This window comes from Lentzea sp. NPDC003310, assembly GCF_040610935.1.
Lineage (GTDB): Bacteria > Actinomycetota > Actinomycetes > Mycobacteriales > Pseudonocardiaceae > Lentzea.
The window spans coordinates 282,908-294,048 of sequence record NZ_JBEXNC010000012.1; the positions used below are offsets into that span (position 1 = coordinate 282,908).

12 protein-coding genes are annotated in these 11,141 nt (G+C 71.4%); 7 read left to right on the top strand and 5 right to left on the bottom strand.

From position 1 onward, the window contains the following. Positions 1-13 precede the first annotated feature (13 nt). The 3 genes from ABZX02_RS25995 (at position 14) to ABZX02_RS26005 (ending at position 2,934) form a co-directional block, all read left to right on the top strand. A complete protein-coding gene (locus ABZX02_RS25995; RefSeq protein ID WP_355301516.1) occupies positions 14-631 on the top strand; it encodes a uridine kinase in 618 nt (205 codons plus the stop codon). Positions 632-698: 67 nt separating this feature from the next. Beyond that, positions 699-1,403 (top strand): hypothetical protein, encoded by a 705-nt coding sequence (locus tag ABZX02_RS26000; RefSeq protein WP_355301518.1) that lies wholly within the window; start codon positions 699-701, stop codon positions 1,401-1,403. A 13-nt stretch (positions 1,404-1,416) separates the two neighbouring features. Continuing rightward, complete coding sequence (locus ABZX02_RS26005; RefSeq protein ID WP_355301520.1) at positions 1,417-2,934, top strand: hypothetical protein; 1,518 nt, start codon at positions 1,417-1,419, stop codon at positions 2,932-2,934. On the opposite strand, the gene ABZX02_RS26010 is transcribed toward ABZX02_RS26005, so the two are convergent. Further along, positions 2,931-3,770, bottom strand: a complete 840-nt coding sequence (locus ABZX02_RS26010; RefSeq protein WP_355301524.1) for an alpha/beta hydrolase — start codon at positions 3,768-3,770, stop codon at positions 2,931-2,933. The two genes, ABZX02_RS26005 and ABZX02_RS26010, sit on opposite strands and share 4 nt — an antisense overlap. Before the next feature lie 102 nt (positions 3,771-3,872). Between ABZX02_RS26010 and ABZX02_RS26015 the strand changes: the two genes are divergently transcribed. Further along, positions 3,873-4,715, top strand: a complete 843-nt coding sequence (locus ABZX02_RS26015) for a helix-turn-helix transcriptional regulator (protein WP_355301526.1) — start codon at positions 3,873-3,875, stop codon at positions 4,713-4,715. Between the two features lie 89 nt (positions 4,716-4,804). Here the strand turns inward: ABZX02_RS26015 and ABZX02_RS26020 are convergent, their stop codons facing one another. After that, a complete protein-coding gene (locus tag ABZX02_RS26020) occupies positions 4,805-5,908 on the bottom strand; it encodes a winged helix DNA-binding domain-containing protein (protein WP_355301529.1) in 1,104 nt (367 codons plus the stop codon). Between the two features lie 14 nt (positions 5,909-5,922). Then, positions 5,923-7,896, bottom strand: a complete 1,974-nt coding sequence (locus ABZX02_RS26025) for an MMPL family transporter (protein ID WP_355301531.1) — start codon at positions 7,894-7,896, stop codon at positions 5,923-5,925. A 55-nt stretch (positions 7,897-7,951) separates the two neighbouring features. Between ABZX02_RS26025 and ABZX02_RS26030 the strand changes: the two genes are divergently transcribed. Next, the gene (locus ABZX02_RS26030) at positions 7,952-8,395 is read left to right on the top strand and encodes a MarR family transcriptional regulator (RefSeq protein ID WP_355301533.1); all 444 of its coding nucleotides are present in this window, start codon (positions 7,952-7,954) and stop codon (positions 8,393-8,395) included. Here ABZX02_RS26030 and ABZX02_RS26035 read toward each other — a convergent pair. Further along, a complete protein-coding gene (locus ABZX02_RS26035; protein ID WP_355301535.1) occupies positions 8,388-8,978 on the bottom strand; it encodes a maleylpyruvate isomerase family mycothiol-dependent enzyme in 591 nt (196 codons plus the stop codon). The two genes, ABZX02_RS26030 and ABZX02_RS26035, sit on opposite strands and share 8 nt — an antisense overlap. Before the next feature lie 56 nt (positions 8,979-9,034). On the opposite strand from ABZX02_RS26035, the gene ABZX02_RS26040 reads away from it, so the two are divergent. Together ABZX02_RS26040 and ABZX02_RS26045 are read left to right on the top strand one after the other, a co-directional pair. After that, positions 9,035-9,937, top strand: a complete 903-nt coding sequence (locus ABZX02_RS26040; RefSeq protein ID WP_355301537.1) for a sigma-70 family RNA polymerase sigma factor — start codon at positions 9,035-9,037, stop codon at positions 9,935-9,937. Beyond that, the gene (locus ABZX02_RS26045; RefSeq protein WP_355301539.1) at positions 9,934-10,500 is read left to right on the top strand and encodes a GNAT family N-acetyltransferase; all 567 of its coding nucleotides are present in this window, start codon (positions 9,934-9,936) and stop codon (positions 10,498-10,500) included. Before ABZX02_RS26040 ends, ABZX02_RS26045 begins: the two co-directional genes overlap by 4 nt. Here ABZX02_RS26045 and ABZX02_RS26050 read toward each other — a convergent pair. Beyond that, positions 10,497-11,036 (bottom strand): hypothetical protein, encoded by a 540-nt coding sequence (locus tag ABZX02_RS26050; RefSeq protein WP_355301541.1) that lies wholly within the window; start codon positions 11,034-11,036, stop codon positions 10,497-10,499. The genes ABZX02_RS26045 and ABZX02_RS26050 overlap by 4 nt on opposite strands. Positions 11,037-11,141 lie beyond the last annotated feature (105 nt).

The window sequence follows — 11,141 nt, forward strand, 5'->3', positions numbered from 1 at the left end:
GATGGTCGGTGCCGTGGAGATCAACGAGGTCGCCGACCTGCTGCCGCCGCGGGGCCTCGTCGCGGTCGACGGGGTGGACGGCGCGGGCAAGACGACGTTCTGCGACGCGCTGGCCGGGGTGCTGCGCGCGGACGGCCGCGAGGTCGTGCGGGCGTCCGTCGACGACTTCCACCACCCGAGCGCGATCCGGTGGCGGCGCGGGAGGACCTCGCCCGAGGGCTTCTTCCTGGACAGCTTCGACTACGGGCGGTTCGTCGGGCACCTGCTCGCGCCGTTCGCGGCCGGGGAGCCGTTCCGCCGGGCGAGCCACGACCTGGAGACCGACGCGTACGCCGACCCGCCGGCCGAGGTCGCGTCGCCGGACGCGCTGCTGCTCGTGGACGGGATCTTCCTGCACCGCGACGAGGTCGTGGCGCACTGGGACTTCTCGGTGTTCCTGGACGTGGACTTCGCGGTGTCGGTGGCGCGGATGGCCGGGCGCGACGGCAGCCCGCCCGATCCGGGCGACCCCCGCAACCGCCGGTACGTCGAGGGGCAGCGGCTGTACCTGAGGTCGTGCGATCCGGCCGCGCGGGCCTCGCTGGTGATCGACCACAACGGGCACCGACCCCCAAATCGTTACCTAGCGTGATAACGCCTGGTCGCCTTCGGACGACGTATCGGCCACAGCGTCCGAACGGCGTAACGAGGAGGTCCCCATGGCGACCACGTTCTGGGCTTGGATCGTGTCCGCTGCCGTCATCGTGCTGCTCGCGGTGGTGGTCCCCAGCCGTCTCGGCACGCAGAACGTGCTGCGGGACGCGCGCGGCCGCTACAGCCTCTCGCGGGTGCAGGTGATGCTGTGGACGGTCGTGCTGCTGTCGCTCATCAGCGGCATGGCGTTCGGCCGGTTCGCGGCGGGGCAGGTGGACGTGGCCGGCTTCCAGATCCCGGACCAGGTGCTGTGGCTGCTCGGCATCTCGGTCGGCTCCGGGGTGGTGGCGGTGGCGGTCAAGGTCGCGAAGAGCACGACCAGGCCCGAGTCGGTGGCGGCGTACCCGCTCGGCGCCGAGGGCGGGCGGTTCTGGGAGATGCTGACCGTCGAGGAGGGGGCGTCGGCGGGCAAGTCGATCGACCTCGCGAAGTTCCAGAACTTCGTCATCACCGTGCTGCTCGTGCTGCTCTACGTCGCGCAGGCGGTGTCGGCGCTCAAGGCGGTGGACAACCCCGCGGGCATCGCCGGGTTGCCCGCGTTCTCCGACGCGTTCCTGGTGCTGCTCGGCGTGAGCCACGCCGGGTACCTGCTGGGCAAGGTGCCCTCGCCCGCGGGAACGCCGGAGGGCGGCACGATGGCGCAGCGGCTCGCGGCCGTCGCGGCGGAGGCGGATGTGGTGAAGGCGGCTCCGGGAGCACAGCCCGCGTGATATCCACTCACGGGTGATCACCCCCGTGACCCGTGGTGAGACGTGGCACCGGCCTGCCAGGAGCGGCTACCCGGACCCGCTGAAGATGCTGGGCCACGTGTGGCCGAAGGTCGAGGAGCTGCGCGGCACGCCCCGCGAGCGGTGGCCGGCGCCGGACGCGCTCGCCGACCACCTGGTGGAGCTGGCCCAGTACTTCGAGGAGGCCGGGTGGGACGACTTCGCCCTGCGGACCCACCACGAGGTGCTGGAGTTCCGGCGGGAGTTCGGCGGGCCGGAGCAGCTGCGAGTGGTGCTGACCTCGTTGCGCGACAACCTCATGCGGCAGGAGCGGTACGAGGAGGCGCTGGCGGTCACGCAGGAGGAGCTGCCGCTGGCGCTGAGCCTCGCCGTGCGGGGTGAGTCGAACACCGGGATCGCCAACACGGCCCGGTACTGGGTCACCAACCTGCTCGGCAGGCTCGGCCGGCACGAGGAAGCCGCCGAGAACGCGCGGCTGGCCGTCGCCGAACTCGACGGCCAGGGGCCGGTGCCGTACGAGCCGGAGGGCTACCAGCTCGCGCACGCGTGGAAGGAGTACGCCCGCCGGCTCGCGAGGATCGGCGACTACGAGCAGGCGGCCGAGTTCATGGCCCTGAGCGCGGTGTTCTGGCGCGATCGCGACCGCATCGGCCGCAACATCAACTGCCACGACTCGTTCGAAGAGCTCTTCTTCCTGCAGCTCCGGCTGGGCAGACTGGCGGAGGCCCGCGTGTCCGCGGACGAGGCGCTGGCCGTGCTCCGCAAGCACGCGGACGAGGAGGGCGACCGGCAGTCGCTCGACGACCTCGCGGGCGGGGTCCACAACCACAGCAACCGCATGCTCGACCTCGGACTGCGGGAGGAGGCGGTCGAGGCCGCGCGCGAGGCGGTCGGCCGCTACCGGGCGATGCTCGCCGAGGCGGAACGCCGTCCCCAGGTCCTGAGGGCGGAGGTGCGGCTCGCCCTCTCGCTCGTCAGTCTCGGCAGCAGGCTGCACGACGTCGGGGCGCTCGACGAGTCGCTCGCCGCGAACGACGAGGCCGTCGCCCTCGCGAGCAAGCACGAGGACCGCGACCTCGGCCGCAGGGAACTCGCGCGGGCGTTGAACAACCGCGCGAGCCTCCTGATCTCCCGCCGCGCGTACGCCGAGGCGGCGGCAGCGGCGGCGCGGAGCATCGAGCTGTACTCGACCGAGAGCGGCAAAGCCATGTCTCGCAACACCTTCGCGCTCGCCTCCGCCCACGCGGGCGCACTGGACGCCGCGCTGGAACCGTCGCTGTGGTCGGTCGCCCACTACCGGGCGCTGCACGCGGAGGACCCGTACGAGCACGGCTACCTGCTGGCCGACGCGCTCACCGACCACGCCGTGATCCGCACGCTGCGCTCCGAACGCGCCGAGGCCGAGGCCGCGATCGCCGAGGCGCTGCCGATGTTCGAGGCCCTCGCCGCACACAACCCCGGGCGCTACCAACGGGAACTCGACCACGCGCGGGCGGTGGCCGCCGCGATCTAGAGATTCGCGGCGAAGAACTCCGCCACCCGGTCCGTCACCTGCGGCACGTACCGGTCGTAGAGGTCGACGTGCGTCGCGCCCTCGACCCAGTGGAACTCCTTGGGGCCGTTCAGGTTCTGGAACGCCTCGACGCTCATCCACGACGTCACCGCCTCCCGGCCCGCCACGAACAGCACCGGCCGGTCCGCGACCAGGCCCGCCGTGCGGAACGCGTCGAACGCGGCGATGCGGCCGACGCTGTTCCAGGTGAGCGTCTGCGCCGACCTCGGGTGCTCGCCGCGCGGGGTGCGGTAGTACTCCCAGCCCTCGAAGACGTGCGGCCCACCGGCGCGGGCCTGCTCCTCGTCCGCCGGGAACAGCGGGAACGAGCCGTCCAGGTCGTGCGCCAGCAGTCCTTGCAGCACAGCGGGGTCCTGGGTGCCGTCCGCGCCGAAGCGGAACTGGCGGGAGATGTCGGCGAGGCTCACGGCCGCGAACGCCTTGATCCGCGGGTCGGAGCCGGTGGCGGCGAGGCCGTAGCCACCCGAGGCGCAAATCCCGAGCACGCCCACGCGCTCCTCGCCGAGGAACGTCACGGCGGCGCGGATGTCCTCGACCCGTTGGGCAGGGTCTTCCAGGCCGCGCGGCAGGCCCGCGCTCTCACCCTGGTACGCGGCGTCGAAGGCGAGCGTCACGAAGCCCTGCTCGGCGAGCCGCCGCGCGTACTCCCCCGCCGTCTGCTCCTTCACCGCCGTGCCGGGGTGGCCGACGACGATCGCGCCGCGCGGGGCGCCCAGCGGCCGGTGGAGGTGGCCGGCGATCTCGAGTCCGTTGCTGAGGAAGGTCACGTTGTCCATGTCCACCACGGTCGTCCCGGGGAGGTCCTCGCAGCCAGGGAGGACTCAGCCTATGCAGACCAGTACCAGGCACGCGCCGCCGCGGACGCGGACACTGGAGGCATGACCGAACTGGGCGACTTCCTCCGCACCCGCCGCTCCGCCGTGGACCCGGCGCGCGCGGGCTTCCCCGACGACGGGCGGCAGCGCCGGGTGCCGGGCCTGCGCCGCGAGGAACTGGCCCAGCTCGCCCACGTCAGCGTCGACTACGTCGTCCGGCTCGAACAGGGCCGCACGCAACGGGTCTCGCGCACCGTCCTCGACGCGCTGGCCGACGCGCTGCGGCTCGCCCCGGACGAACGCGACTACCTGTTCCGGGTCGCGGACGTAGCCCCGGACCGGCGGCCCGCCACCCCCGAGGTCGCGGCGCGGCTGCAGCAGCTGCTGGACGGCATGCCGGACATCCCGGCGATGGTGCTGCACCGCCGCATGGACGTGCTGGCGTGGAACAAGGGCGCGGCCGCCCTGCTGACGGACTTCGCGGCTCTGTCCACAGCGGACCGCAACCTGATCCGCCTGACGTTCCTCGACCCGTCGTTCCGCGCCCTCTACGGCGACTGGGAACGCTCGGCGAAGGAGTGCGTGGCGGTGCTGCGGATGGAGGCCGGGCGCACGCCCCACGACACGGCGCTGAGCTCGCTGGTCGGCGAGCTCAGCGTGAAGGACCGGGACTTCCGGCACTGGTGGGCCACGCACGAGGTGCGCGGCCCGCGCCAGTTGGTGAAGACCTACCGGCACCCCGTGGCGGGCGAGCTCGTGCTCGACGTGCAGCAGTTCACCGTGGACACCCACCCGGACCAGCTGCTCGTCGCCTACACCGCGACGGACGACGCGTCACGGGAGGGCCTGCGCTTCCTCTTGCTGTCGGCGCAGGCCCTCCCGTCGGGTCACTTGCCGGCGCGGTAGGCCGTTGCTCTGGTAGCGCTCGGCCTGCTGCAGCACGAACCGGAAGCGCTCGTGGCCCGAGCTGCCGGGACGGCCGCGCTCCGACGTTTTCACACAGTACGAACGTCGTGAGCCGGAAGGCCGCTCCACCACCGTGCGTAACGCTTGTACACCTGCGGTTCGCGGTCTCCCAGGAGCTTGCGCAGCGCCGCCGCCTCCTCGGCCAACCCGGCCCATTGCCCCTCGTCAAAGGCGTGGAAGGCGGTCACCTCGACGCCGCCGTCCTCGGTCGGGCGCCACACCCCGGCCACGTACCCGTCGACGAGCACGGTCGGCAGGGTGTCACCGTTGTTGCGGATGACCAGCTTGCGGTATTCGTCCGGAATGACGCGGCTGCGGTCGGCGTAGGCGAGCAACGTGCTGTCCCACATGGCCATCAGCCGGGGCGGCGCGGGGGTGTCCTCGTCCGGGACCGTCCGATCGGGAACGTCGTAGTAGCCGCCGTCCTCGACGACGTCGAGCAGCGCCAGCGCCTCGCGGATCGTGGTGCGCGGCAGCATGCTGAACTGGTTCATGTCGAGCACGGTCGCCGGGCCGAACCCGGTGAGGTAGCGGCGGAGCATCTCGGCGACGGCGGCGAGGCGTTCGCGCGGTTCCGTCGCGACGGACTGGTAGGACGGTCGCAGCCCGAACGACCACGGCCCGCCCGTCGGCGCGTGCACGAGCCCGCCGTAGGTCCGCAGCGCCCACCAGACGCCGGGCTCGCCGACGTCGCCGACGTGCGCGTGCAGCAGTTCCTCGATCTCCGCCTTCTGCCGGGGTGTCGCGGCGAACTCCAGCAGGTGCGGGAGCAGCGCGTCGGCCTGCTCGACCGTGAGGTCCATGGACTTGAACCGCTTGTCGTACAGGCGCGACGCCCTCAGCGCGGGCAGCATCGCGTGGTGGAACACCTCGTGGTCGGCCGCCGTCACGGCGTGCAGGGTGATCCGCATCAGCGACGCCTTGCGGACCGCCCCGCTCGCGAACGCCTCGTCCAGCTCGGCCGGGTCGAAGCCCTCGACCCGGTTCCACAGCGCGATGTACGGCGACGCCGGCTCCTGCGCCTGGATCGCCACGACCCGCTCCACGGCCGTCAGCGACCCCACCTCTTCCCGGCGCAGCAGCATCTGCCGGTCGAGGGTGGCGCGGTTGAGCTGACGGGCCGTGGAGGTCATGCCGGAATCCTGGCTCACCGCAGCTTCGACGGCCACCAGATTCGCCCGCCGATGTCCACCGACAGCGCGGGCACGAGCAACGACCGCACCAGCAGCGTGTCCAGCAGGACGCCGAACGCGACGATGAACGCGATCTGGGTGAGGAACAGGATCGGCAGCACCGCCAGCGCTGCGAACGTCGCCGCCAGCACCACACCCGCCGACGTGATCACGCCACCGGTCAGGCTGAGGCCGCGCAACGTCCCCTCGACCGTGCCGAGCCGCTGGGTCTCCTCGCGGACGCGGGTCATCAGGAAGATGTTGTAGTCGATGCCCAGCGCGACCAGGAACACGAACCCGAACAACGGCACCACCGGGTCGGAACCCGGGAAGTCGAAGACGTGGTTGAACACCAGCGCCGAGACGCCCATCGTGGCCGCGAACGACAGCACGACGGTCGCGATCAGCAGCAACGGCGCGAGCAGCGACCGCAGCAGCACCGTCAGGATCAGGAAGATCACCAGCAGCACGATCGGGATGATCAGCGTCCGGTCGTGCTCGGACGTGTTCCTGGTGTCGAGCAACGTCGCTGTGGGGCCGCCGACCTTGGTGCCGTCGATCCCGTCGACCGCCGCGCGCAGGCGCTCGACCGTCGCCACCGCCGCGTCGGAGTCCGGCGCGTCCTTCAGCGTGGCCTCGATGCGCACGAGCCCGTCGGCGGTGCCGGACGGCCGCACGTCCGCGACACCGTCCACCTTGGCCTTCTGCACGACCTCGGCGGTGGCGCCCTCGTTCGCGATGATCACGGTCGGCGACCCGGTGCCGCCGGGGAAGTGCCGCGACAGCACCTCCTGGCCCGCGACGGACTCGACCGGGGTGAGGAACACGTCGGACTGCGCGGTGCCGGACGCCTTGAGCTGTGGCAGGAACGCGGCTCCGACGAGCAGCACGAGCGTGGTGCCGATCCAGAGCGCGCGGGGCTTGCGGCGCACCAGGTTCGCGACGCGGCCCCAGAGACCGCTCGTCTCGGGGTGCGGGGAGCCGAACTTCGGCGCGAACGGCCAGAAGGCGCCGCGGCCGAGCAGCGCGAGGACCGCGGGCAGGAACGTCATCGTGGTGATCAGGGCGGCGGCGATGCCGATGGCGGCGACCGGGCCGAGGCCCTTGTTCGAGTCGAGGTCGCTGAACAGCAGGCACAGCAGGCCGAGGATGACCGTGCCGGCCGATGCCGCGATCGGTTCGATCGTCCCGCGCCAGGCCGTCTTCACGGCCGCGAGCTTGTCCTCGGTGTCGCGGAGCTCCTCGCGGAACCTCGACACCAGCAGCAACGCGTAGTCGGTCGCGGCGCCGACGACGAGGATCGACAGGATGCCCTGGCTCTGCCCGTTCAGCGCGAGGACGTCGTTCTTCGCGAGCAGGTAGACGACGAAGCTCGCGAGGCCGAGCGCGAACACCGCCGACACCAGCACGACGACCGGCAGCAGCGGACTGCGGTACACCACGAGGAGGATCAGCGCGACCACCGCGCCCGCGACGACGAGCAGCAGCCCGTCGATCCCGCCGAACGCCTCGACGAGGTCCGCGACCTGCGCGGCCGGGCCCGTGACCAGCACCGTCAGGCCCTCCGGAGCGCCGCGCGTGCCGTCGCGGAGCTCGAAGACCGCGTCCTTGACGTCCTTCGCCGGGTCGAGCAGCACGATGGCCTGCGCGGCCTTCCCGTCCTGCGCGGGGATGACAGGCGACGCCTTGAAGCCCTGGACCTCGTCGGCGAGGTACTTCGTGTCCTCCGGGGTCAGTCCGCCGGGGCGTTCGACCACGACGATCGCCGGGATCGCGTTCTCCTGCTGGAACTTCTTCTGCAGTTCGGCGACCTGGGTGGACTCGGCGGAGTTCGGGAGGAACGCGCTGTTGTCGTTCTCCGCCACCTCCGAGAGCTTGCCCGCGTACGGCCCGGTGAAGCCACCCAGGGCCAGCCAGACGACGAGCAGGACCCCGGCTAGGACTCGCATCAGCTTTTCCTTCGATCGTCGAACGTTTCGATGGTCGAAACAGTAAGCTGTGATCGTGAGCGATGCAACCGACTACGACCTGAGCATGATGCTGCGCACACTCGTCATGGAGTCGAACCGATTCCTCGAGATCTTCAGCGCCGCCCACGAGTTGCATCCCACGGACATGACAGCGCTGAACCTCATCATGACGGCTCCCATGACACCCGGCACGCTGGCGAAGGCGCTGAACCTCAGCGCGTCCGCGACGACGTCCGTCCTCGACCGGCTGGAGAGGGCCGGGCACGTCGAGCGCGACCGCGACCCCGGCGACCGCCGCCGCGTCGAGCTGCGGGTGCTCGACACGGCGACGGAGCTCGCGGCGACGTTCTTCCAGCCCCTCGCGCGCGGCTACGCGGCCGCGTGGGGCTCGATGAGCGCCGAGGAACGCCAGGTCGTCGCCCGGTTCCTCGCCTCGACGATCGAGGCGACGGAGCGGGTGCGCGAAGAGGTCAGCTGACCCTGCCCGGTGGCAGCGTCCGGCCGCAGACCAGCAGCAACAGGTCCTGGGCGAGCCCGCGCACCGGCCGGCCCTCGCCGAACGACCAGTCCATGTCGGTGGCCTCCAGCCGCTTGCCGTCGAGGTCGGAGCCGAAGTACTTGACGTGCTTCGGGGACAGTTCGCCCAGGACGATCCGCAACCGGTCGTGCGGGACGACGCGGTCGAGGCCGAGCCCGACGGTCATGTCGAGGCCGTGGATGACGTCGTGCGACAGCGCGCCGGCCGGACCGCCGCCCGGTGGCGTCCACGGGTGGTCGATGTTGTTCTTCAGCGCGCCGAGCAGGTCGCTCGCGGGCAGCCGGGCGTCCTTTCGGGCCATGCGGTCGGACGCGTGGTTGAAGCGGCCGCCCGACTTGGCCATCTCCCACAGGACGCGCCTCATCGACGAGCGGTACGGCAGGGTCGTGTGGGCGAGGACGTGCTTCACGGTCCAGCCCGCGCACAGGCTCGGCGCGTCCCACTGGTCGCCGGTGAGGCCGCTGAGGAGTTCTGCCTGGTCACGCCGTTCGGCCGCCACCGCGGCACGGATTTCTTCGGTCATGTCCGGATGTACGGATCGGCCGTCGGAAACTCATCGGTCCGCGTAGGGTCGGTCCCGTGATCGACGCGCTGGAGCCGTTCCGGGTCGAGTTGACCGGCTACTGCTACCGCATGCTCGGCTCCGGTTTCGAGGCCGAGGACGCCGTGCAGGAGACGCTCGTGCGCGCGTGGAAGGCGTACGACAGCTATGACTCCGCACGGGCGTCGGTGCGGACGTGGCTCTACCGGATCGCCACGAACATCTGCGTCGACATGCAGCGCAGCGCCCAGCGGCGCGCGCTCTCGGTCGACCTGGGACCGTCCGGCGGTGAGATCGGCGCTCCCCTGCTGGAGAACGCCTTCGTGCAGCCCGTGCCGGACGCACTGGTGCTGCCCGAGGACCAGGCGATCCGCCGCGAGACCGTGCGACTCGCGTTCGTGGCCGCGTTGCAGCACCTGCCGCCGCGGCAACGAGCGGTGCTGATCCTGCGGGACGTGCTGGCGTGGCAGGCGTCCGAGGTGGCCGCGCTGCTCGACATCTCGGTGGCGGCGGCGAACAGCGCGTTGCAACGGGCGCGGGCGACGCTGCGGGTCGTCGACCCCGGTGACCCGCTCGACCCCGTCGACGCGGAGCAGCGGTCGTTGCTGAGCCGGTACTGCGAGGCGTTCGAGCGGCACGACGTGCGGACGCTGGTGTCGTTGCTGCACGAGGACGCGACGATGTCGATGCCGCCGTTCAGCTGGTGGCTGCGCGGACGCCCGGCGATCTCCCTGGCGTTGCACGATCCGCAGGCCTCGTGCGCCGGCGCGTGGCTGGAGCCGGTGCGCGCCAACGGGTCCCCAGCGTACTGGCAGATGCGGCCGGGGATGGACCGGCCGTTCGGCCTGGTGTTCCTCGACGTGCGGGACGGGCTGGTGACAGGCAGCACGACGTTCCTGAACGTGGAGGAGCTCTTGCCGTTGTTCGGAGGGGTCTCGTGATCCGGATCGTGCCGTCGGACGAGGTGCCGTGGGAGGACGTCGAGGCGATCTTCGACAGCTCCGAGCCCTCGAAGTGCCACTGCCAGCGCTACAAGGTGAAGGGCTGGATCTGGCGCGACTCCACGGTGGACGAACGGGTCGAGGCGCACGAGTCGCAGTCCGCGTCCGGGAGCGGGCTGGTGGCCTACGTGGACGGCGAACCCGCCGGGTGGGTGGCGGTCGAGCCGCGCGTGAACTACGCGAAGCTGCTCGGGATGCCCGTTCCCTGGAAGGGCCGCGCCGAGGACAAGGACGACGACGGCGTGTGGGCCGTGACGTGTTTCGTGGTGCGCAAGGGGTTCCGCCGCAAGGGCCTCACGTACGAGCTGGCGGCCGCGACCGTCGAGCACGCCCGGTCGCACGGGGCCCGTGCGGTCGAGGCGTACCCGATGGTCGCCGATCCCGCGAACACGATCACGTGGGGCGAGCTGCACGTCGGCGCACGGCAGGTGTTCGAGGAGGCCGGGTTCGCGCAGGTCACGCACCCGACCAAGCGGCGGTTCGTGATGAGGGTGGACTTCTAGCGAGCGCCGACCAGGTCGCGGCGCCGGGCCGGTTCCACCTGCTTGCGGATCCGGCCCCACGGCTTGAACACCGACAGCACGTAGGCGAACAGCAAGAGCGTCGGCGCGACCACGACCGGGTGCAGGATGCCGGACGGGATCACCGCGTCCGGGTCGCCCGCGAGCATCCGCTCACCGATCCGCGCCGCCTCCGTCACTCCGGGCCGCAGCGCGAACGCGATCAGCAGCGACATGCCGACGTTCAGGACCAGCTTGGTCGCGACCCACCAGTACCGCACCAGCCCGTACTTGCTGCCCAGGCCGAGCACGGCGCCGGAGACCAGGCAGACGACGCTGGCGCCGAACATCGGCCAGATCGCGAACAGGTCCACCGCCTGGATCGCGATGCCCGCGGTGGCGGTGTCCTCAGTGGACAGCGCGACCACGACGAGGATGCCGAGCGCGAGGTCGATGCCGAGCCAGGCCGCCGCCGACAGGACGTGCACGAGCAGGACGGCCTTGCGGGCGCGGCCGCTGAGCTTGCGGGTGCTGGTCATCGCGATGCACTCCTTCTCCCGTGGTGTCGCGTCCTACTCTCGTCACCACGGGCGGGTGCATCATCCGCTCACGTTCTGATCTCCCGTACGTCAGATTGCGTAGGC

Coding starts and splice junctions, on each gene's coding strand:
- ABZX02_RS26000 (WP_355301518.1), top strand. CDS start 699: ATGGCGACCACGTTCTGGGCTTGGATCGTGTCCGCTGCCGTCATCGTG.
- ABZX02_RS26010 (WP_355301524.1), bottom strand. CDS start 3,770: ATGGACAACGTGACCTTCCTCAGCAACGGACTCGAGATCGCCGGCCAC.
- ABZX02_RS26015 (WP_355301526.1), top strand. CDS start 3,873: ATGACCGAACTGGGCGACTTCCTCCGCACCCGCCGCTCCGCCGTGGAC.
- ABZX02_RS26020 (WP_355301529.1), bottom strand. CDS start 5,908: ATGACCTCCACGGCCCGTCAGCTCAACCGCGCCACCCTCGACCGGCAG.
- ABZX02_RS26025 (WP_355301531.1), bottom strand. CDS start 7,896: ATGCGAGTCCTAGCCGGGGTCCTGCTCGTCGTCTGGCTGGCCCTGGGT.
- ABZX02_RS26035 (WP_355301535.1), bottom strand. CDS start 8,978: ATGACCGAAGAAATCCGTGCCGCGGTGGCGGCCGAACGGCGTGACCAG.
- ABZX02_RS26050 (WP_355301541.1), bottom strand. CDS start 11,036: ATGACCAGCACCCGCAAGCTCAGCGGCCGCGCCCGCAAGGCCGTCCTG.